General features: G+C 38.3%; 17 protein-coding genes. 8 read left to right on the top strand and 9 right to left on the bottom strand.

Annotated elements, in window-relative coordinates:
- Positions 1 to 135 precede the first annotated feature (135 nt).
- Entirely contained in the window at positions 136 to 1,389 is a 1,254-nt protein-coding gene (locus E1140_RS16035) for a PH domain-containing protein (protein ID WP_155186136.1), read from the bottom strand.
- A gap of 280 nt (positions 1,390 to 1,669) precedes the next feature.
- Here E1140_RS16035 and E1140_RS16030 point away from each other — a divergent pair, with 280 nt between their 5' ends.
- Positions 1,670 to 3,076 carry a PAS domain-containing sensor histidine kinase gene (locus E1140_RS16030; protein ID WP_155186133.1) on the top strand — a complete coding sequence of 469 codons (1,407 nt, stop codon included), beginning with the start codon at positions 1,670 to 1,672 and terminating at the stop codon, positions 3,074 to 3,076.
- Positions 3,077 to 3,113: 37 nt separating this feature from the next.
- On the opposite strand, the gene E1140_RS16025 is transcribed toward E1140_RS16030, so the two are convergent.
- The 6 genes from E1140_RS16025 to E1140_RS16000 form a co-directional block, all read right to left on the bottom strand.
- Complete coding sequence (locus tag E1140_RS16025) at positions 3,114 to 5,531, bottom strand: ABC transporter permease (RefSeq protein ID WP_155186130.1); 2,418 nt, start codon at positions 5,529 to 5,531, stop codon at positions 3,114 to 3,116.
- 156 nt (positions 5,532 to 5,687) lie between these two features.
- Positions 5,688 to 6,446 carry a LytR/AlgR family response regulator transcription factor gene (locus E1140_RS16020; RefSeq protein WP_155186127.1) on the bottom strand — a complete coding sequence of 253 codons (759 nt, stop codon included), beginning with the start codon at positions 6,444 to 6,446 and terminating at the stop codon, positions 5,688 to 5,690.
- A gap of 1 nt (position 6,447) precedes the next feature.
- Positions 6,448 to 7,458 (bottom strand): sensor histidine kinase, encoded by a 1,011-nt coding sequence (locus E1140_RS16015; RefSeq protein ID WP_155186124.1) that lies wholly within the window; start codon positions 7,456 to 7,458, stop codon positions 6,448 to 6,450.
- A gap of 32 nt (positions 7,459 to 7,490) precedes the next feature.
- Entirely contained in the window at positions 7,491 to 8,726 is a 1,236-nt protein-coding gene (locus E1140_RS16010; RefSeq protein ID WP_155186121.1) for a hypothetical protein, read from the bottom strand.
- A gap of 140 nt (positions 8,727 to 8,866) precedes the next feature.
- Positions 8,867 to 9,217 (bottom strand): translation initiation factor, encoded by a 351-nt coding sequence (locus tag E1140_RS16005; RefSeq protein ID WP_155186118.1) that lies wholly within the window; start codon positions 9,215 to 9,217, stop codon positions 8,867 to 8,869.
- A gap of 11 nt (positions 9,218 to 9,228) precedes the next feature.
- Complete coding sequence (locus E1140_RS16000) at positions 9,229 to 10,272, bottom strand: PorP/SprF family type IX secretion system membrane protein (RefSeq protein ID WP_155186115.1); 1,044 nt, start codon at positions 10,270 to 10,272, stop codon at positions 9,229 to 9,231.
- Between the two features lie 213 nt (positions 10,273 to 10,485).
- On the opposite strand from E1140_RS16000, the gene E1140_RS15995 reads away from it, so the two are divergent.
- Genes E1140_RS15995 through E1140_RS15985 form a run of 3 tightly spaced genes read left to right on the top strand, consistent with a single transcriptional unit; the run spans position 10,486 to position 15,822 of the window.
- Positions 10,486 to 14,895: a T9SS type B sorting domain-containing protein gene (locus tag E1140_RS15995; RefSeq protein ID WP_155186113.1), complete on the top strand. Its 4,410-nt coding sequence runs from the start codon at positions 10,486 to 10,488 to the stop codon at positions 14,893 to 14,895.
- A 9-nt stretch (positions 14,896 to 14,904) separates the two neighbouring features.
- Positions 14,905 to 15,261 carry a carboxypeptidase regulatory-like domain-containing protein gene (locus E1140_RS15990; protein ID WP_155186110.1) on the top strand — a complete coding sequence of 119 codons (357 nt, stop codon included), beginning with the start codon at positions 14,905 to 14,907 and terminating at the stop codon, positions 15,259 to 15,261.
- The gene (locus E1140_RS15985; RefSeq protein ID WP_155186107.1) at positions 15,262 to 15,822 is read left to right on the top strand and encodes an NUDIX hydrolase; all 561 of its coding nucleotides are present in this window, start codon (positions 15,262 to 15,264) and stop codon (positions 15,820 to 15,822) included.
- Here the strand turns inward: E1140_RS15985 and E1140_RS15980 are convergent.
- Positions 15,799 to 15,960, bottom strand: a complete 162-nt coding sequence (locus tag E1140_RS15980) for a hypothetical protein (protein ID WP_155186104.1) — start codon at positions 15,958 to 15,960, stop codon at positions 15,799 to 15,801. The genes E1140_RS15985 and E1140_RS15980 overlap by 24 nt on opposite strands.
- A 134-nt stretch (positions 15,961 to 16,094) precedes the next feature.
- Between E1140_RS15980 and E1140_RS15975 the strand changes: the two genes are divergently transcribed.
- From E1140_RS15975 to E1140_RS15960, 4 genes are all read left to right on the top strand, one after another.
- Positions 16,095 to 17,054, top strand: a complete 960-nt coding sequence (locus E1140_RS15975) for an L-threonylcarbamoyladenylate synthase (protein ID WP_155186099.1) — start codon at positions 16,095 to 16,097, stop codon at positions 17,052 to 17,054.
- A 12-nt stretch (positions 17,055 to 17,066) separates the two neighbouring features.
- On the top strand, positions 17,067 to 18,254 hold the full coding sequence (locus E1140_RS15970; protein ID WP_155186096.1) for a phosphoglycerate kinase: 1,188 nt from the start codon (positions 17,067 to 17,069) through the stop codon (positions 18,252 to 18,254).
- A 124-nt stretch (positions 18,255 to 18,378) separates the two neighbouring features.
- Positions 18,379 to 18,978, top strand: a complete 600-nt coding sequence (locus E1140_RS15965; RefSeq protein ID WP_185153633.1) for an FISUMP domain-containing protein — start codon at positions 18,379 to 18,381, stop codon at positions 18,976 to 18,978.
- 43 nt (positions 18,979 to 19,021) lie between these two features.
- Positions 19,022 to 20,218: an MFS transporter gene (locus E1140_RS15960; RefSeq protein ID WP_155186090.1), complete on the top strand. Its 1,197-nt coding sequence runs from the start codon at positions 19,022 to 19,024 to the stop codon at positions 20,216 to 20,218.
- A gap of 2 nt (positions 20,219 to 20,220) precedes the next feature.
- Here the strand turns inward: E1140_RS15960 and E1140_RS15955 are convergent, their stop codons facing one another.
- Positions 20,221 to 22,389, bottom strand: a complete 2,169-nt coding sequence (locus tag E1140_RS15955) for a prolyl oligopeptidase family serine peptidase (protein ID WP_155186087.1) — start codon at positions 22,387 to 22,389, stop codon at positions 20,221 to 20,223.
- Between the last annotated feature and the right edge of the window lie 58 nt (positions 22,390 to 22,447).

Below are 22,447 nucleotides of genomic sequence, written 5' to 3'. Positions count from 1 at the left end.
GGGAGATCCCGGACAATTTTATTCCATGCTTAATAAAGGAATAAAATTTCCGGGATGACGGTTCTGGTACGGACATTAAACAAAAAACACCACGCCTTGGGCGTGGTGCTACTCCTATCATTTTTTACTGCTTAGTTAATCAAATGATATTTCTTCTATATCTTTCCACTGTATGTAAGTAGGCCTGTTTTTGTCTTTGAAAACCAATACTCCAGTATTCATATCTGAAACATCCTGTCCTTCACCTAGCATGATCTTCTCTCCATTCTTTAAAGTCACATCACTATTATCATAATTTCTTGGCACTATCTTACTGATGTGTTTGAAAGGGATAATGTATTCGATATGATCATCTTCACCTTGTAACACTTCATAATCGTACTCTTCGTCCAGATCGAAAATGATCTTGCCTGATAATGTTTCTCCTTTTGTTGTTTTTACAGTAGCACTTAGTTCTTTCTGCGTTTTAAAGCTTGAATAGGCTTTAGGTTTTTCTGCCACTTTCGAGAAAGTCACTTTTTTAAATTCTCTCCATGGAATATCCACTCTGCCTATTTTATCATTGGTAACAATAATTCCTCTGTTTTCAGAATTCACATCATTACTACCTCTTAAGTCCATCTCTCTGCCAGAGTTTAACACGACTCTACTTCTAAAGCCGTCTCTTTCAATAGACTTCAGCTTACCAAAATCGATAGACACATCACCGTCTTCAGTATCACCATCTAGCTTATCAGTACTTACTCTTTCATCATGATCCCACTGGATAAAACCAGTAAATGTTCCACCATAAGTTTCAACGGTACCATATAACGGCTCACCAAACTTGTCAGCAATTTTTGCTGGAGCATCAGAAAATTCTACAGTTTCAATTCTAGACCAGTCGAGTTTTATTTCTCCAATTTCTGCATCAATAACCTTCACATCTGAGGCTACATCATTGTAACCTTCACCATCCACATCAAATTTTTGACCGTTCTGAAGTGTGATCTCGGCTCTTTGTCTGCCTGTTGGACGGATGGTTTTAATCTCTCCGAACTGACAAACAAATTGGTGCTGGTGCTTATTATCATAATCATCATTTGACCATCTGACACTTATGAAATCACCCCAATGATAGCTGTTGCCGTTTCTTCTTCGATAGTGATCTTCAAGATCATCCATCTCTTCACGAGAGAGGTAATTGAGGTTGTTGTTTCTTTCCTTGGAAGCATTAAACATGTCCGTCCAGTAGGCTTCCTCTTTTCCCCATCGCAATGCACCCGTGAATGATTTTCCATCTATAGTGGTGACCTTTCCATATAGAAATCCTTCATCCTGGGCTTGAGTATTGCCCGCGCATAGGAAAAAGAGAATGGCTACTGCAAGTGTTGTAATCTGTTGTTTCATTGTTTTGAGTTTTTGACCTTGAAAGTTTCGTTTTTGACCGCGTCAACTAAATGACAATTCAAATATGAAAACTGTAGGGCTATATATATAGTGTATTAGGATGAGTCGGACTATAAACAGACCGAATCGGGAAAAGTGTTGACTGAATTTTGTCAATTAATTTTCTAACCCTACGAAGTCCAGACATTTGAATCTAAGACACAATTCATTTAACTTGTAGTAATTCATAAAGCCCTAAGTCATAAATGGGAATTGTGATTAATCATCTTTAAGCCTAATTATGTCTGAAGTTGTTGGTTCAAATGTAATCGTCCATTTTTTAGATGCTGAGGCAGAAATTCTGTCCATCAATGGAATCGATTATATCTTAAATGGTCAGGCATCAGAAGCGCTTATTGGTCAATCCGCATTTGATGTTTATAAGGATGAATCAACAATTACATCAGATATTAAAGCAGCATTATTAGGTAAGAGCATTGAAAACACTATTACCTATAGCAAACGGAAATTTCAAACCAAATGTATTCCCAACGCCTCTGGGCTGCTCATGGTCTGGATTGATATTACAGAACAGCTAAGGAAACAAACTAAAATCATTGAAAGTGAAGAGCGTTTCAAAACCCTTTTCAATTATGCTAGTGACGCCATCTTTATGATGGATAGCAAGACCTTTGTTGACTGCAATGAATCAACCCTGCGGATTTTCAAATGTAAAAGAGATCAGATTGTAGGCGAAACGCCTTATCGGTTTTCACCAGCCTACCAACCTGATGGCAGGTCATCAGAGGAGTCTGCTATGGAAAAAATAATAGCGGCCATGGAAGGAAATCCTCAATTCTTTGAATGGCAGCATATCCAATATGACGGCACTCCTTTCGATGCTGAGGTATCTTTAAACCGGTTGGATATTGGAGGCAATGTCTATATTCAAGCTATTGTTAGGGATATTACCGAAAGAAAAATTGCTGAAAATAAAATTCAGCAGAACAATGAGGAGTTACAGCAGATCAATCAGGAGCTGGATCGATTTGTTTATAGTGCCTCTCATGATCTTAGAGCACCCATTGCTTCACTTTTAGGTCTCGTCAACTTGTTGAAGAAGACGGAGCATGATGAGGTGTTACAGCTTGCAAAACTTCAGGAGAAAAGTCTACACCGATTGGATTACTTTATTCAGGACATTGTGGACTACTCAAGAAATAAACGTCTGAAGATTGAGATTTGTAAAATTGATTTTAAGAAAGAGTTTGATGCCACATTTGAGCTCCTTAACTACATGGACAATGTGAGTAAAATCAAAAGGAATTTCTGCATTGAAGGTGATATGGACTTTTATTCCGATCCTTTTAGGATTAAAATCATCTTTAACAATCTGATATCTAACGCTATCAAATATGCTGATATGTCAAAGCCTGAGCCCTATATCAACATAAATATCAAAATTGAAAAGGACCATGCCCGAATATCAGTGAAAGACAATGGTGAAGGCGTTGATGAAAATGCAAAAAAAAGGATTTTCGAGATGTTCTTCAGAGCGTCTGAAAAGGGTTCAGGATCTGGCTTGGGTTTATATATCGTTAGAGAATCTATTGATAAACTCAATGGCAATATTGAGGTTAACTCTACTCGCTATGAAGGAACTGAGTTTATTATTATGCTACCCAATGCGAATGAAAAACAAAGTTAGACCTATCCATACCAGGTCTAACCTTATTAAAACACTTCTAATCTTCCTTCAATAAATTAACAGGGTTTACCGAAGCTGAACGATAAGCATAATAGACCACCGTTACCATTGAAATAACGGTAGCAATAGCACCAGATAACATTAACATCCAGAAAGAATTTTCTACTCTATAGGCAAAACCTTCTAACCACTGATCAAGTCCATACCAGGCAATTGGAATGGCGATAATTGAAGAGATCAACACCAGACGCATAAAGTCTGTTGAAAGCAACATAATTATTTGGCTCATTCTGGCACCCATCACCTTTCTCACCCCTACTTCCTTTGCCCTGCGCTCTGCCATAAAGGCCATTAGTCCGAAAAGCCCAAGGCAGCAAATCAAAATCGCCAATCCTGAAAAGGCAATAAACAGCTTACCCGTTAAGCGCTCATCATCATAGTCTTCAGCCATTACCTCGTCAAGGTATTCAAAAGCGAAAATTTTATCCGGAGCATAATCATTCCATAAATTCTCGAGCCCGGCAAGGGCTTCTGGTGTTCTATTAGCCGATATCCGAATGTTGGCTGCACGCACCGGTCGCTCATAATAGGTGCATCTAAGCTCTAAAGGAGCCACTTTATTATGCAGTGACTCGTAATTAAAATCTTCCACCACACCAATGATGATCTTTTTGGCACCCTCTTGAACAATTGTTTGTCCAACAGCTTCACTTGGATACCAGCCCATAGCTCTTGCAGTAGTGGCATTCAAAATCACATTTTCAGGCCCTTCGTTCTGATGATTCACTTCAGTGGCCAGAAAATTTCTTCCAGCTATTAATTGTATGCCCATGGTTGGAATATATTGTTCATCTACATGCAGCATAGTTGCATTGATCCAACCTTCAGACTGATCTGGATGACGTAAAACATTGCCTTCATGAATGGCATCGATAGGAAAACTTGAAACCGCTACCGCCTCCACGCCAGGCAGATTTCTAGCCCTTTGAGCAAAAACTTCAATCTTATCTTCAGAGAAAGGAAGCTGATCTATGCTAATGAGTTGATTTTTATCAAAACCTAAAGAGGTGTTTGATAAAAAATGAACCTGACGATAAACCGTTGCTGTGCCCGCTATCAATAATACCGCTATCACAAATTGACCTATAACTAATAATCTTCTAAAACTGTATCTACCTCTACGCACCGCATTTTTCTGGAATACAACGGCTGGTCGAAAATGAGATAAATAAAGTGCCGGATAAAACCCTGATAAAAGACCAAGAATAATGGGTAAGCCTATTATTACTATAAGGCCGAAAGGTGAAAACATAATAGATAAGGAAAGCGCTTTCCCCGTCATGGCCTGAACAAAAGGCAAGGTTATCTGAGTAACAGGAAGGGCAACAGCCATAGCTATGAAGCTTATCAATGTTGATTCCATTAGAAACTGAATCACAAGTTCCTGTCTGTAGGCCCCAACGGCTTTACGAATACCCACCTCTAATGTACGATGAGAAGCCTTGGCTGTAGCAAGGTTTACAAAATTTACGATTGCAATAATTAATATAAGCACTGCAATGAGCGCAAAAAAATAGACCAAATCCTTGCTGGAGTTTGCTTCATATTCAGCCATCAGGTTGGATTCCAGGTGAATGGAAGGAACGGGCTGTAAAAAATAATTGTAGTGATTACCAGCATCCAACCAGTTTTTAAAATCGTTATCCCCTTCTGATTGGTGTTCTTCGGAGATTTTAGTAATCTTTTCTTCTAAAGTAGAGATATCAACATCAGGGTAAACTTTTATATAAGTCAAAAACCCCCAATATCCCCAATTTTCAGCAAACTGAGGAGGAAGGGAAAGAGACTCAATACTAGTAATAACCTCATACGTGAAATGCATTGAAGAGAGAGGATCTTCAATAACCGCTACCACGGTAAACTCATGTTTTTCACCTCCCATAATCATACTCATTGCCTGCCCAATGGGTTCTTCACCATCAAAGTATTTTTTAGCAGCCTTCTCTGTTAAAATCACGCCATCTTTTCGCTGAAAAAATTGGTTAGAAATGGTTCCTTTTATAATTGGGGCATGAAAAAGATCGAAAAAACCTGAATCCACAGACATAATTTCCTGCTCTCGCAACTTTGTGCCTGAGCGACCAAATGTCAAATTCTCCATTGACACTCTAGTATAGTTCTCTACTTCGGGAAGTAACTCATTAATAGTTGGAGCCACTGGCGGTGGAATAATTGCCCAATTAACTTCGTTTTGTGGGTATACCCGGTTTAGCGCTACCCGGTACAGGTTTTCTGATTGAGGGTGGTGCTTATCATAAGAGAGCTCGAAATTCACATAAATGGCAATAATAAAGCATGCAGCGAGGCCCACGCCTAAACCAATAATATTGAGAATAGAATGCAGTTGGTGTTTTAAAATGTTTCGCCAGGCAACGAGTAGATATTGAGATAACATGACATTGGTGGTTTAATGAAAATTAATCAATTAAAACCAAACCCAATGCCCAAATCATATGTTATTGAAAATCAATTACTTAAAATATAACTCATCATTAAACCGTATCATAATGACACAATTGATTGTGTCAAAATCTTACAGAGTATCAAAATCTTACTGATCCAGCCACTTCTTAAACTCGGGGGTTCGGTCTGCGCTGATAACTATATCATCCTCCGCTTCTGGGTTGAGGTTTATCTTAATCCGGCCTTTGAAATAGGGATGGATCTCACTTATAGCATCGAATTTCGTGATGTACTTTCTATTAGCTCTGAAGAATAGCTTTGGGTCAACCTGCTGATCTACAACTTCGAGTGTCTGATCGTACGGATATTTCTTACCATCATACCCAACAATATAGGTTAGCTTATTAATACTACAGAAGTAGGCGATTTTCTCGACTGGAATGGCCAGAATCTTCTGACCCGTTTTGATCATGAAGCGGCTTTTGAAATCCTTTTGCTGAGACTGCATTAAAGCAATAATCTCCTGATAAGGTATTTTATCAGCATCGCTGGCATTATTCTTTTGAACCTTACTTAGCGCCTGTTCCATTTTCACTTTTTGAATAGGCTTAAGCAAGTAATCCACACTATTGACTTCAAAGGCCTTAATAGCATACTGATCATAAGCGGTGGTAAATATCACAGGATTATGATATTCTATTGACTCAAAGAACTCAAAACTGAGCCCGTCAAGAAGACGAATATCACTGATGATTAAATCGGGCGTTTCGTTCTTTTCATACCACACTTTAGCATCTTCAACAGTTTTTATGATGTCCAAAATCTCTAAGCTGTCATCTATCTCATGAAGCAGCTGTTTTACTTTCTGCCCTGCTAGTGTTTCATCTTCAAGAATCAGTACTTTCATATCAAATGCTTTCTACCTCCAAAATAGGCACAGTAATACAGAACTCATCATTACTCTTGTTAATGATTACCTGCTCTTCAGTAAAATAGCTGTACCTGCGTTTAATATTCTTTATTCCCGACCCTTCAGGCTGTCCTGGATCTTTAGGTCTTTCATTTAGATTATTGCATACCTTAAGAAGCTTTCCTTTGGCCTCAACATCAATCTTCAAAGGTTTCTTTTCGCTTGCCACATTATGCTTAATGGCGTTTTCTATCATTAGCTGAATGGTTAAAGGCGGGATCATCATAAACCTTACAGATTTATCAATATCAATATTGAAGATGATATTTTCCTCAAAACGGGTTTTCAATAAATAGATATAAGCATCGATAAACTCCAGCTCATCTTCAATGGCTATGAGATCTTCATCTTTGGTCTTCAATAAAGATCGATATACATCAGCAAACTTATCCAGAAAGCGTTTTGACTCCTCTTTACTGGTATCAATCAAAGAAGATAGAATGTTTAAATTGTTGAAAAGGAAATGTGGATCAAGGTGACTTTTGAGATTATCCAACTCAAACTTCAATGTCTCTTTTTTAAATTTTTCTGTCTCCAGTACCGATTTCTGCCAGTGCCTTAAAAAGTACATACTGAAATACACTGAAAATGCAGGTATAAAAAGCACCAGGCCATACGCATTAGTCACTACAATCTGAGATGTAGTTGGCGGCTCGTTAGTCAGTGCCCATTTAAATAACAAATAGGCCAGGTTTATTATAATCAGGGAGTAAACAATACCGAAGGTAAGATGGGAAAACAACCTTCTGCTACCAAACTTTAACCATGGCAGCTTTTTATCGAAAAGCAATGATATGAAGCCGTTGCCTATAATCAGCAAGGCCAAAACAGCTATGATCCAACCTATAGTATAGTAAACTTCTACGGCCAGGCTAAGTGCATATAAGATATAGGCTATTACCAGAAGAAATACTGAAAGAATGGTAAGTAATAGATGCTTCTTCTTCAACGAGTACAGGATTGATGTTTTACGAATTTAAGTTAATCGAAAACAATTTCCGTTACATTCTTCCACTCAATGTAAACAGGCTCGTTCCCTCCTTTTGTATAAACCAATAGTCCTGCATTTCTATCAGACACATCACGTGCATCCCCCAACAGAAGTTCATTTCCGTTTCGAAGCACTACCATTGAATAGTTATAATTCTTCGGCCTGATTGATTTTATGTTTCTGAAAGGTATTTTATACTCCACATCATCATCTTTTGCCTCAAGTATTTCCAACTCATAGGCTTCATCGAGGTCAAATATAATCTGTCCATCAATCTGCTCATCATCATAAGTATAAACCTTGCCACTTAAGCCTTTGGGCATTGTATAGCTCGCATAAGACGATCCTGATGCCTTTGCCTTTTCATAAGTCACAGCCTTAAAACTGCTCCAAGGTATATCTATCTTTCCAACATTATCAACGCTGACAATTATTCCCCTATTACCATTATTAACGTCATTTGATCCCGTTAAATAAAACTCTCTGCCAGAGTAAAGAACTATTTGGCTACCATTTCCCCCTCGCTCTATCTTTTGAATTTTATCAAAGGTGATTGATACGTCACCATCTCTGGTATCACCATCTAATTTATCAGTACCAATTCTTTCATCATGATCCCATTGTACATAGCCCGTAAAATTGCCTTTTCTGTGGGTTTCAACCGTACCATATAAAGGTGCTCCCATTATTCTAGAGAGGTTTTTTGGTGTCTCCATGAACTCAACTTTTCTAACCCTATTCCATGAGAGGTTTACTATTCCAAGTTCATCGTCAAGCACTACAATTCTTGAACTACCATCATTATAACCTGAACCTGAAAGTCTGATTTCTTCTCCATTTTTAAGCACTACAGTCATTCTTTCATTCCCATTATTTTGTAGTGTCTTCATATCACCAAACTGGCAAGAAAACTGATGTACAGTACCACTAGACTTGTCATCCCAAATAGATGAAATCCTCCAATCTAAATCTCTCCAGCTATCGCTACTACTTTTTTTTCTTTTAAATTTTGCATATTGATTTTCAACCTTGGCTGCGTTGAAGTGATCGTTCCAATATGCTTCTTCCTTTCCCCATCGCAGCTGACCTTTATAAGTATTATCAGATGTGTAAACCTTTCCGTAAATAAACCCTTCAGTATTTTGCGCTTGCAATGTGGTCATAGCAATGAACATTGCTACAGCTATACCTAAAATCAACTGCAACGCTTTTCTATTCTTCTCCATAAAACATATTAAGTTCTCCAACGAATCCATGACACAAATAACTTATAAATAAAGGTAAGCGGACAGGCATTGAGGCTCTATTGGTATTTGAAAAGACTGAAATGAGAAATCAAGTTACTGAATCGGACAGAGCAAAATTGTTATCCTCCTGATTGTTTGGCTTTGTAGCCTTCGGCATGTAATAGTTCAAGCACCTTTTTTCTGAAATCTCCCTGAATGAGAATTTCTCCATTCTTGGCTGAACCACCAACACCACATTTAGATTTGAGAAGCTTACCCAAATCTTTAAGATCATCTTCGCTACCAACAAACCCTTCTACCAAAGTCACTTGTTTTCCACCCCTTGACTTTTTGTCAAGCATCACCTTTAATTGCTGATGTTGAGGGTCTAGTGTTTCTTGTTCTTCGTCTCCTGCAGATTGATAGTCGTAATCGTTGCTGGTTGAATAGACAACACCATCACGATTTTTCCATTGATTCTTTTTGGCCATCATAAATATTTTTAAAAATCAGGACATGGGATTTGCATCACATGCTTCGGTGGTTTTCGAGGGTCTCTGTTAGACCATGAGTAAGATATTGATATCTCATGTGCACCTCCACTACGGGCACCAAGCTGAGAAATGGTATAATCATAGCTATACCCTATATTGAGTACATCATCCTTACCTTTTTTAGTAAAGCCTACAAGCATTACAACAGATTCATTATTACTAAACCCTTCTATCGATTTTGTTGGCAAACCTCTGTACCAAGCACCAAAAATCATAGGTTCCATGGTTAAATAAAGACCTAAATCCAGCTGATCGAACTCCCCTTGAGATTTATATTGAAATGTTGGTGTAATACTACGTTCCTGCGGTTTTGTAAACATACCTGATCCCATTATCCCGGATTTAAAAGGTATTCTGAGTCCGCCATGAAATGACGTTTTAATTGGCAACTCTTTTGGATCTGCATCTTCTTCAAAAGCCTGATTTGGCGTATTGATATGATTTACTGTAGTACCCAACCATGCATTTTTCGTATAGAACACACCGCCAAATGATAGGTCAAAAAAACTCTTGGTTAGGTTTCCAAATGTTTCTAAAGAAGGGTTTTCTATCTCTCCTGTTACTGGATTAAACTGATCGCCAAATGTTAAATCTGCAAAATTTACATTACGATTATAAAACCCAACTTGTACCCCTGGTCGGAAAGTCAACCACTCTGTTAAATAAAGCTGATAAGCATATTGCAATCCCACCATAGTCGACTTTAGTCCTGCCTGCCCTTCAGTATCACGCATAAGAAGAAAGCCTACACCACTATTATAATCTTCCAGATAAGTATCAAAATAGGCAGATAGAGTGACAAAATTAGCCTCAATAGCAGGCCATTGATTTCTATAATTTAGACCAACTCTTGCCTGTTGAGTGGCACCAGCAAATGCCGGATTCAAATACAACGGTGCTGAGTAAAACTGCGAGAATTGTGGATCTTGTGCAGTTACCATTACCGGCAATGTCAGCATAAACAGGCAAATTAACGTGAGGAATTTACGCATGAAAAATTGGTCTATCATTTGCTCTAAATAGCAAAATATGTATAAAAAATAAAACAAGTACCGCTTCCAAAAATAAACAAACTTAGATTCATACCATAACGGCATTTTGAGCTTATTTGTATAATTTAGTATTTAGACTTAAAAATTTTCTTGCGCTGTATGGCAATCAGAACCACACTAAAACAGTTTAATAGATAAATAAATTTTGTGAGAATGCTCCATAGTTTACCCCGCAGGTTATTTCTGCTTTTCATTTTCTTAGTTGGTGGTTTAATTCAGGTTTCTGCTCAGAGTAACTCTAACCTTAATTGGTATTTTGGTGGCAATCAGAATAATTTCAGGTTTGTACGTCCTGACTACACTACTGAAAATGTTACCCTGCCTAATAATCTGGGAACCGGAGGTAGTGCCGTAGCTACTGACCCTGTAACAGGAGCATTGCTATTTTATACTGATGGGGTAACGGTTTATGATGCATTTAACAGTGCCTTAAGCCCTAATTTAAATGGCAATTCATCTTTCAACCAAGGTGTAGTAATTTGTACAAATCCTGCTGACTCAACAGAGTTTTTCATTTTTACAAATAATGGCACAAACATTAGCCGATCTGTGTTTGACAAAACGGCTTATGGTCCAGGTAATCCAGGATTTCCAGCCCCAGGTCAGGGAAGTTTAAGTGCACCAATTAACGACATAACCGGTCTGCCGTCAGGAACGCTGTCAGAGGGGATGATTATCATTTCAAATGATGTACTAGATGGATTCTGGTTAATTACATATGATGAAGCCTCAAACAATTATAATGTAACAAGCATCGATAACGCTGGAACAATTAATACTGCCTCTGTAGCAATAGCAGGTACCCCAACTTCAGTGGAGAACTTTTCTTACAATGCATTTACCAATCAAATAGCAGTTGCACCATCAAACCCAGCTGAAGAAGTTGCTATACTCAATATAGACCCTGCTACAGGAACTTTGACTTTTGTTTCAACCATCGCTGGAACCAACACCAGTGGTTTATCTTCCAACATCTACGATACCGAATGGAGTAATAATGGAGAAATCCTTTACTTGTCAGGAAATTTTGGAGGTGGTATAGATCAATTGATGCAAATAAACTTCACAGATAGTCCGCCTACGTTAAGACCCGTTAGTGGGCAGATATTATCCAGAAGCTTTGGACTTCAAATGGGCCCCGACAGTACTATTTATCATCTTTATGAAGCAGGGTTCGGACAATTTAGAGTTGGAAGAATCAATGCTCCTGATTCGGTGGTTTCACAAACATTATATAACCCAAGAGCTTTTGGTAATGTAGCCTTTGCTGGGATGCAGTTTCCAGCATTCTTACCTAATATTGATCCAATGGCCACTGTGGATTTTTCATTTGCAGGAATCTGTGCCAATGTACCTACTTTCTTTTTCCCTGAAGTTAATCCTCCCGCAGATAGTGTAGTTTGGGATTTTGGCGATGGAAATTTTTCAAGACAATTAAATGGCATCAATACCTATGCCGCAGCAGGGCAATATGATGCTAAACTCTTTGCTTTTCTTAATGGATCTGTAGACTCTGTTACTAAAACAGTAGATATCATAGATTTCGACATACAGATAAGTGGCTTTCCACAATCTGACACATTATGTGCGGAAGATTTTCCAAAAGATTATACAGCTACAGCTTCTGGAACTAATGCGGGAAGTGTCACATTCCGTTGGTCTAATAATGATGTAGACGGAGCTACAACCACCATCACCGAGCCGGGCAGCTATTATGTAATAGCCACAGATCCTAATGGCTGTGAAGCCTATGCACCATTGCAAGTAGTGGAGTACCGGGCTATAGAACAACGTGCGTTCATTTGGTATTTTGGTAATAATGCCGGTATAGATTTTAATCCATTATCAGATGACCCACCAGGCCCAGCTGTGCCCATACCTTTAGGGGATCCTACTATTTACAATGGTGGTAATCAAATGCAGAGCTCTGAAGGAGCTGCCATCTATTGTGATGATAATGGTAACCCTATATTCTATACCAACGGAGAAAGTGTTTTTGATAGAAGCGGAACTCCCGCAGGCTCACCATTCGCTACAGACATTGGTGGCGACCAAAGTGCTGCTCAATCTTCTTTTATAGTACCCTTTCCCGGTGATGCCACTTTATATTACATTTTCCTGTCCAAACCTACTTATAGTAACTCGGGATCATTTGAATATGAGTTCAGCTATGTTATCTATGATCTTAAACAACGACAAGGCTTTGGAGATTTGGTAAGAGATATTAATGGAGATGTGGTTTCCACAGTATTATATAACGGTAATACTGAAAGAATTACTGGAAACAATAACTGGGTGATTGTTCATGAATTTGGTAACAACAACTTTAGGGCCTACCCAATAACAGCTTTAGGAATAGGTAACCCCGTGATTTCTAATGTTGGAACTTCACATACAACTACTTCATCAACTGCTGGACAGGGATATATGAAGTTATCAAATGGAGGTCAGTTGGCAGTAGCTTTGTCTATTTCAAATACAGAGAATTTTGTTGAACTTTTTCAGTTTGATAACGCAACCGGAGCTGTAAGTATGCCAGTAAGTTTAGATTTTGGCAGTGAAACAGGTCAGGTTTATGGCGTTGAATTTTCGCCAGATGAAAACAAGGTGTTTGCTACTTTGAGAAATGCTGGTGGAGGTACTAAAATCTTCTGGTGGGAGATTGATACGACAACAGTGGCTGGAGAAGTAACTGATCCTGATTATATAATAAACTCAAGAGAAGAAGTGGCCTTTGAGGCCGGTGTTGATTTGGGAGCTTTGCAACAAGGTCCAGATGGACAGATTTACATAGCTAAAGATGGAGCCCCTAACCTAGCTACTATCTCAAATCCTGATGGTATACCTGGACAGACAGATCCTGGTTACAATGCATCTGGATTCAGCCTTGCAGGTGGAACCACAAGCACATTAGGCCTACCTAACTTCATTAATCAATTCAGTAATTCACCACCGGGTCTATTGTTAGTTGTATTCAACGGTTGTTCAGGTGAACAAAATGATTTTAGTGTATTAAATCCTTCGAGCCTTGAGCGATACAGATGGAGAATAAATGATGATACTGGTACAGAAGTATTGCGAAGTGCAGTCACTGATGATGGAGGTTTTAGTTTTACGATTACGACTCCAGGCACCTATACTGCTATTGTAGATGTGATTCCTGAATGTAGCACTTTTGATGTGCCTGTCTCTTCGGTACAACAGAATTTTACCATTAGCCCATTACCTTCTTTTACTATAGAAAACGCTACAGATCCAACCGGATGTAGTGTTAATGATGGAAGCTTTGATATAGATATTACCAGTACCGGCACTTTTATATATGCTATTTCAGGGCCAGTTGGCGTAAGTCCGGATACTGTAACAGCACCTACCGTAGTTAATATTCCAAATCTTGCTGCTGGTGGCTATACTGTGACTGTTACAAACGCAGTAACTGGGTGTATTGAAACAGATGCTGTGGCATTAAATGACCCTGCACCCTATGATGTGTTTGCTTCCGCAACTAATTCTGACTGTGAAGGAAATAACGGAACTATTGAAGTTATAGCCAATGGAGCTCCACTTGATCTGACCTATGTATTGCGAATTCAGGCTAACTCATCAGTAGCAGCTACTGGCACAGAAAGCGCGAACTTATTCAGTATATCTGCACCTATTGGCACTTATTTGTTAGAGTTAACAGATGTTAATGGTTGTACAAAAACAGTTTCTGATCTTACTATCACTCCTCCTCCATTGGCCAATTTGACAATACCAGATGAGGTTATAGTTTGTGATGATCAAACAGCTTTGATCATTTATTCTTCAACTAATGCCATATCAGTGAATGTTACAGGTCCTTCACAGCCTGTGTTCCAAAATGATAATAATGCTGATCCTGATACCGTATCCGTTAGTACGGCTGGGACTTATACTTTTGTAGCCACTGGTGATGGTGTTAATATTTGTGATAATGTAGATGCACTGGAAGTGATCTTTAATTCGCCTAGTGATAATCCATTTGATTCGAGATATGTTATCTGTCCTGAGGATCCTTCTCCTGATAATAGAACAGTGACCTTGCCTAGCCCACCTACTGGATTTGAATCAGTTAGATGGTTTACACCTAGTGGTAATGAGATCACAGGAAATTTGGCTGATTATCAATTCAATGCTACTGGAGACTCTCTGGTAATAATGAACAATGGAATTATAACAGCAGAATTGACCAACTTCTTTGGCTGTGTGACCGTTGCAGAGATTAACATTTTTGAAGATTGCAAGGCTAGAATCAATGCTCCAACAGCCTTCTCTCCAAATGGTGATGGACGAAATGACAGCTTTGTCGTATTTCCTATATTAGTTTCTGAAGATGATTTCGAAATATTTATATTCAACCGTTGGGGTGAATTAATTTTTCAGTCCAATCAGCTTGACTTTGCATGGAATGGTACGTATAATAATGAAAATTCAAGACCATTGCCTGGTGGCACTTATGCTTATAGGATAAACTTTAAAAGTGCCGCTAAGCCTGAGGAAGGTATTCAGGAAATGCGTGGAGGAGTAACCTTAATTAGATAAAACAAAAAAATGAAAACAAGTAAATTATTGATCTTCTGTGGTTTAATGTTGGCTTTAACATCATTTTCCACTTTTCAGGTTTTTAATACTTCTATGAAAATCAATGTGCGCAACGAACTGGGCAATATTGAAGAAGGTGTTTCTGTACAACTTTTCGGTAGTGAAGAGGATTACAGAAATGAAACCAATCCAGTCACTGAAAAACTAGTTACCGACAAGAAAGGCAATGTTAAATTCAAAGAACTGGAAAGTAAAGTGTATTACGTTAGTGCAGTAAAAGGTGATAAAAACAATATTGGTGCTGGTGTTGCAACTGCTAAGTTGGAAGACGGTAAAATGAACAAGCTAACCATAATTATAGAGTAATTGCATAGGAAGAACTTAATTCAAAAATTAGAATACTACAGCCCTGAAGATGATAATGAAAAAGCCTTCAGGGCTTCTTTTTTGTCATTTATTAATGCTTACCCTAACTGTTTTGAAAGATCATTGCAAATAGGCCATATCACAGGATCAGCCTGGATAGTGAATCAAACCTATGATATGGCACTGCTGACTCACCATAAAAAACTGAACAGATGGTTGCAGCTTGGTGGTCATGCTGATGGAGAAGCGGATATCATCAAAGTATCAACTAAAGAAGCATTAGAAGAATCCGGGTTATCTTCTATTAAGTTGGTAAGCACAGACATTTTTGATATCGATATCCATACCATTCCTGCTCGTAAATTAGATCCCGAACATTTGCACTATGATATAAGGATGCTTTTCACTGCTAACGAGAACGAGCCCTTCACTATTAGTAATGAATCTAATGACTTAGGGTGGAAAGCCCTTAATGAGCTTAAGTCCTACTCAAAAAATAATGAGTCAATACTTCGAATGGCCAAAAAAACTAAAGCGCTACTTGCCAGCAATAAACAGTAAACCAAAGGCAATAACAACCATCCAAAACATGTGAGGTACCAGTACAGGTATAATGATGATTGACATTTTCATCAATACACAAAGTACTACAACTATTATGGCCACCAACTTTATAATTGAACGTGTTTTGTTACTCATCTTATTTCTTTTGATTAGATATGGGTAAAGATAATAATTATCTCAATTTGACCTAGACTCTATTTCAACGGAGTTAGATATTCCTTACTCGCTAAAAAGATAAAAATCAATAAGTTTGCACATCGAATTAAGTTATGGCTGAAATAGGCAAAGACATAATTAAGGCAAAGGCGCTTTTAGAAGCAGGGCAGTTGGTAGCTATACCCACAGAAACCGTATATGGACTGGCAGGAAATGCTTATAACCTGGATGCAGTAGCCAATATATTTGCTACAAAAAATCGGCCTGCGTTTGATCCGTTGATTGTACATACTTACAGTTTAGACCAAGTGAAAAATCTTGTAATAGAGATTCCAGAAAAGGCTGCCATTTTTGCTAAGCACCATTGGCCAGGACCTTTGACTTTATTGCTCAAAAGAAAAAGTATTATCCCTGACCTAGTTACCTCAGGACTTGACACGGTAGCTGTTAGAATCCCTAACAAAGAGCTGACATTAGAACTTTTAAAGTCTCTTGACTTTCCATTGGTCGCTCCAAGTGCTAATCCATTTGGCTATATCAGCCCTACTTCAGCACAACATGTTGAAGATCAGCTGGGAAGTAAGATACCCTATATTTTAGATGGTGGTGAGAGTCATGTTGGTATTGAATCTACCATTATTGGTTTTGAAAATAATGAGGTTACCATCCATCGTTTAGGTGGTGTTAGCGTTGATGAAATAGAAGTGCTTATTGGGAAAGTCAAAGTCAAAACGCATTCCAGTTCTAACCCACTTGCTCCCGGAATGCTGGAAAATCATTATAGCCCTTTGACTCCCATTCTGTTAGGAGACATTGAATCAAACATTGAAGAACATAATAGCAAAAAGCTAGGTATACTCTCCTTTTCCTCTGATTTTGGGCAAGAAACTCAAAAAAAACTAGCTCCTGATGGTAAAATGACCACTGCAGCGAAAAACTTATTCGCTTATTTGAGGTGGTTAGACCGACAGCCCTTAGATTTGATACTTGCTGAACTAGTGCCTGAAGAAGGCCTTGGTTTAGCCATTAATGACAGACTCAAAAGAGCTGCTGCAAAGAAAACAACACATTAAAAACATATACAGATGAAATCAATAGACGATATTAATTTCAGTGGCAAAAAAGCATTAATCCGTGTGGATTTTAATGTGCCATTGAATGCTCAATATGAAATAACCGATGACACAAGAATAAGGGCTGCTGTGCCTACCATTAAAAAGATCTTAGCTGATGGAGGTTCGGCCATATTAATGTCGCATTTGGGTAGACCAAAAGAAGGACCTGAAGAGAAATTCTCTTTGAAGCATTTGGTGAAAGACCTTAGTGATCGATTTGGCACTGAAGTTAAATTTGCTTCCGATTGTATAGGTGGCGATGCAAAAGATTTAGCTGCTGGTCTTAAAGCAGGTGAAGTATTGCTATTAGAGAATCTTCGTTTTTACAAAGAAGAGACAGCTGGTGATGCCGATTTTGCTAAAAAGCTTGCTGTACTTGGCGATGTATATGTTAACGATGCCTTTGGTACCGCCCACAGAGCACATGCTTCTACTAGTATTGTAGCACAATACTTCGACACCAAAGTTAGTGGTTATGTAATGGCTGCTGAGCTAGACAATGCTCAAAAGGTATTAGACAATGCCCAAAAACCTTATACCGCAATAATGGGTGGCGCTAAAATCTCTGATAAGATTTTAATCATAGAAAGACTTCTAGATAAAGTAGACAACCTGATCATTGGTGGTGGTATGTCATACACCTTCTTCAAAGCCATGGGAGGACAGATTGGTTCTTCATTAGTGGAAGAAGATAAACTTGACCTTGCAAAAACGTTGATTACTAAGGCTAAAGAGAAAGGCGTAAACCTTGAGCTACCTTTTGACAGTGTGATTGCTGATAAATTTGCGGCTGATGCCAACACTCAAACAGTTGCCAATACAAGCATTCCTGATGGTTGGATGGGACTGGACATAGGGCCACAGGCCACGGAGGTTTTCTCAAAAATCATCAAAGGCTCTAAAACCATTTTATGGAATGGCCCAATGGGCGTTTTTGAAATGGAGAAATTCTCCAATGGAACTAACAATGTAGCCAAAGCAGTAGTAGAGGCCACTAAAAATGGTGGTTTCTCATTGATTGGTGGTGGAGACTCTGCCTCTGCAGTCAATAACCTGGGCTATGGAGATGATGTGAGCTATGTATCTACAGGTGGTGGTGCCTTGTTGGAGTATATGGAAGGCAAAGTTTTGCCAGGTGTAGCCGCTTTGGAAGACTAATCTTTTGATAAATATAAAATTGAAAAGCAGCCTTGGCTGCTTTTTTTGTTACAAACCATTAATGTTTTGCCAGTGCCAGAAGTATTTGTTGTCAGAAAGTATTACTATTAAAGAAATACTGGTTATGAAATATCTTGTCTTCTTTATTTGCATCATTTTATCCTTTAATTCAAACTCGCAAGAAATTTTTATCGATCCTCGTGATGGCAATGAATACAGCACCGTTGAAATAGGCAATACTATCTGGTTTTTAGATAACTTAAAGTACGAAACGCCTACATCGCATTGCCCAACGTATGCTGAAAGCGACAAAGATTGTACTTCTGGTAATTTCTACACCTATCAGGAAGCGCAAAATGTTTGTCCTTCAGGGTGGACTTTGCCAGAACTTACTCATTGGGAGGAATTGGTAGATATAATGGCTCAGGAAATCACCCTTCACAAATACAATTTCAAAAAACAATATAGGGTAGATCTAATGAATGCTAACTTATATGATCTTGAATATCTAAAAATAAGGCCATTGGGACGAGTAGAAGGGGATGTATTCCACAAAGGTTCTATTATCGATTACTGGACCATCAACGCAGATAAGAACGATCCAAAATATCACATACACATTACTCCTACTACTATCTCGGGTCATAAACACAAACATCATCTCGATGACAAACCTGAGAACATTAGAAAATTTCCGATCAGATGTATTAAAAAGAAGAGTTAAAAATATCGACATTGGCAGAAATGCTCAGCAACTAGTGTAATTCATGTCTAATATTAATGATCAGGATAGTATTTTGAAAAACAGTGTTTTAGTAATTATCGTTATTTCACAATTCTGCTGTACCTCATTATGGTTTGCCGGTAATGCCATTTTAAACGAGCTTGTTTTAAATTTTAATCTACCTTCCACAGCACTGGGTCACCTGACTTCTGCCGTTCAGTTTGGCTTTATCACCGGCACTCTGGTTTTCGCATTACTAACCATTGCCGATCGATTCTCACCATCAAAGGTTTTTTTAACCTGCGCCCTTATAGGTGCCTTGATTAATCTTGGTGTGCTGCTGCCATCTAATAACTTATGGAGCCTTGTTGCAATGAGGTTTGGCACTGGGTTTTTCTTAGCAGGTATTTACCCTGTTGGAATGAAGATAGCTGCAGATCATTATGAGAAAGGCCTGGGGAAATCTCTTGGTTTTCTGGTTGGTGCTCTGGTATTGGGTACGGCCTTTCCTCACTTTATTAAAAGCTTTATCAATTTTTCGGACTGGAAATCTGTGATTATTGGTACAACTTCCTTGGCGGCTACTGGCGGGTTGTTAATGGCGCTCTTTGTGCCTGATGGCCCTTTCAGAAAAGCTGGGCAACAATTAGATGTCTCAGCATTTTTTCGAGTATTTAAAAATTCAAACTTCCGGACTGCTGCCTTTGGCTATTTTGGCCATATGTGGGAGCTATATACTTTTTGGGCCTTTGTTCCCTTTATTTTGATGGCCTATAATACTGCACATCCGGATAGTACTATCAATGTTCCGTTACTATCATTTTTAATCATAGGAATAGGTGGTCCCGCTTGTGTTATGGGTGGGTATGCGGCTCAAAAGTTTGGCACTAAACAAATTGCAACTTTAGCATTAGCACTTTCCTGTATTTGTTGCTTGATTTCGCCATTGATCTTAACCGCCAATTCCAGTTTAATCCTTATAGGTTTTCTGTTGTTTTGGGGAATAACAGTAATTGCCGATTCTCCACTTTTCTCAACCCTGGTTGCTCAAAATGCTGATGCTAGCATTAAAGGAACAGCACTTACTATTGTCAATTGCATCGGTTTTGCCATTACAATAGTGAGTATCCAATTGGTTAGTATACTCCAAAATCGTATAGATATTCAATATCTATTTTTAGTCTTGGCTATTGGACCGGTATTGGGGCTTATGGCATTATCTCGTAAGTCAATTTTATAACTTTACCAGAACTTCACCCCTAACTGATCAAAAAGAAAGTAGTACTTAAATAGCAGCTTGTTAGTAAAGTCTTCACTCGTCAAAGCTCCACCATGTCCCGAACCAGGCACTATATACATATGATAAAGTGATTCTCGCAATCCAATTTCTTGAAGTGTCGCTAAAAATTTATAGGTATGAAATGGAGGCACCCTATCATCACTATCACCTGTAATCAACAAGAAGTTTGGATAGTTTATACCTTCCTTAACAAGATGAAGTGGAGAATATGACTTTAGGTTTAAATAATCTAATGAATCTGTTACCGTACCAAACTCTAATATATTAGTACTTACCAAACCTGCTGTATACTTGCCGAATCTTAACATATCATATACCCCGGCCTCTGCTATTACCGCCTTATAAAGCTCTGGTCTTTGAACTGCTGCTGAGGCCACAAGTAACCCTCCATGTGAGGCTCCGTTGCTAACTATCTTTTCTGGTTTTGTATAGTTATTCTCAATTAAGTATTCCGCAGCTGCATTAAAATCATCAATTGCATTTTGCTTTCTCAAACGCCTACCAGCTTCACCCCAGGTATCGCCAGCAGCTCCTCCACCACGAATGTTAGGAACTGCCAAAACTCCTCCATGCAGTAACCACAATGCTTCAGATTTATCAAAATTAGGTTCTACAGCAATACCATATCCACCATACCCATAAATCAATGTGGGGTTTTTACCATCTAGCTTAAGATCCTTTTTACAGGTAATATACATAGGGACCTGAGTACCATCTTTTGAAGTGTAATGAATATATCTAGTTTCCAATTCATCAGTTTTATAAGGAACATAAACAGCTTCAATAGGCTTAAAAGAAAAGTCTTTCAACGAAATGCGGTAAGAAAGATCAGGATGATAAAATGAGGATAGACTAAAATCTGTATACTCTGCCTCAGGATCATTCTCGAATAAATCATTAACCTTTTTACCCACAGGGAAATCAAGCCGCTTTAACAACTCTCCATGTTTATTATAAATTAATGCTAAAAATTGCCCCTGATTTCGATAAACACTTACAAATTGATCTTTCCCGAACTTATTAAATTCTCTCAACGGAACATCGAACTCTGGGATAAACTCTTCTAGCTTGTTTTTCTCTTTAAGATTAGCTCTAACTATTTTCTCATTAGGAGCATTCCAGTTTGTCTTTAAATAAATAGTATCACCTTTTACCGCTTCAGCTGAGAAACCTATGTCTTCTGAATTCGGATAAACAAGAAAATTATTCAGTAAAAAAGAGCCTTTATCATTCATGTTAGCAGTAGAAAGCGCCCTATAAATCCTGCCTCTTACTTCGTAATGATGATGTAATATTAGTCTTTCATCATCTACTTTTCCAAATGAGAAGTGATTAGTACCAGACTGGTCAGGGAATTGATAAAGCTTGTGATCATCAGACTGAGAAGTACCTATCTTATGATAATAAAGCGTCTGCCCTTCTGCCTTATCCAGTAGCTCACGACCTTTTTTTGGTTTAATATAACCATCATAATAAACACCTGATTTAAACCATACCAAATGGCTATTAAATCTTAAATACTTCAAAGTATCAGCCAGTTGCATCCCTTTTGACAAGTCAAAGAAAAATACCTCACTCCAGTCCCCTCCATTGTGAGTAACCTCAACAGCTACAGTATCTTCTGATGCACTTTGCCATCTTGTTGCAAAATGAACGTTATCATCTTTATCGCGTTGAAAATCCTTTGCTCTAAAAACATACTTAAAATTGGTGTCTCCATGTCTTTTATAACGCATATCTAAATTTCTATGCGCCTCCTTAGCCTTATATTCAAATTCATACTTCGGCTGCTTACTCTTACTTTTCACTTTATTTCGAATCAGGCTTTCCCTGTCAATCTTACTGTACATTGTAGATAGCTGTGCGTGTAACTCAGAAGTTCTGGACTGCCGCCTCTCCTGCTTTTTTGATATCCTCTTTTGTTCTTCTAGCCACACGGATAACCTTGGATCGATTGGATTTTCCATCCATTGATAGGGATCATATACTACTTCTTCAAAATAAGTATTAAAGATCGAATCTTTTGGAGCTATGGGGTATTCGTATGATTTTTGGGCTGATACATTTAACGCTACAATTAGCACAATCCACACAAGAAGAATATATTTCAATTTTTGCTTATTTTATTGTATTTACGATTGAAGCGCAAGGATAATAATATCGAATCAT

The organism is Fulvivirga lutimaris (assembly GCF_009711525.1).
In the GTDB taxonomy this organism is placed as follows: Bacteria; Bacteroidota; Bacteroidia; order Cytophagales; family Cyclobacteriaceae; genus Fulvivirga; species Fulvivirga lutimaris.
This window is presented reverse-complemented; position numbering and strand designations above follow the sequence as displayed.

Bases quoted from the DNA above. Each gene is read 5' to 3' on its own strand.
- E1140_RS16035 (WP_155186136.1), bottom strand. From the start codon at position 1,389: ATGAAACAACAGATTACAACACTTGCAGTAGCCATTCTCTTTTTCCTA.
- E1140_RS16030 (WP_155186133.1), top strand. From the start codon at position 1,670: ATGTCTGAAGTTGTTGGTTCAAATGTAATCGTCCATTTTTTAGATGCT.
- E1140_RS16025 (WP_155186130.1), bottom strand. From the start codon at position 5,531: ATGTTATCTCAATATCTACTCGTTGCCTGGCGAAACATTTTAAAACAC.
- E1140_RS16020 (WP_155186127.1), bottom strand. From the start codon at position 6,446: ATGAAAGTACTGATTCTTGAAGATGAAACACTAGCAGGGCAGAAAGTA.
- E1140_RS16010 (WP_155186121.1), bottom strand. From the start codon at position 8,726: ATGGAGAAGAATAGAAAAGCGTTGCAGTTGATTTTAGGTATAGCTGTA.
- E1140_RS16005 (WP_155186118.1), bottom strand. From the start codon at position 9,217: ATGGCCAAAAAGAATCAATGGAAAAATCGTGATGGTGTTGTCTATTCA.
- E1140_RS16000 (WP_155186115.1), bottom strand. From the start codon at position 10,272: ATGCGTAAATTCCTCACGTTAATTTGCCTGTTTATGCTGACATTGCCG.
- E1140_RS15995 (WP_155186113.1), top strand. From the start codon at position 10,486: ATGCTCCATAGTTTACCCCGCAGGTTATTTCTGCTTTTCATTTTCTTA.
- E1140_RS15990 (WP_155186110.1), top strand. From the start codon at position 14,905: ATGAAAACAAGTAAATTATTGATCTTCTGTGGTTTAATGTTGGCTTTA.
- E1140_RS15980 (WP_155186104.1), bottom strand. From the start codon at position 15,960: ATGAGTAACAAAACACGTTCAATTATAAAGTTGGTGGCCATAATAGTT.
- E1140_RS15975 (WP_155186099.1), top strand. From the start codon at position 16,095: ATGGCTGAAATAGGCAAAGACATAATTAAGGCAAAGGCGCTTTTAGAA.
- E1140_RS15970 (WP_155186096.1), top strand. From the start codon at position 17,067: ATGAAATCAATAGACGATATTAATTTCAGTGGCAAAAAAGCATTAATC.
- E1140_RS15965 (WP_185153633.1), top strand. From the start codon at position 18,379: ATGAAATATCTTGTCTTCTTTATTTGCATCATTTTATCCTTTAATTCA.
- E1140_RS15960 (WP_155186090.1), top strand. From the start codon at position 19,022: ATGTCTAATATTAATGATCAGGATAGTATTTTGAAAAACAGTGTTTTA.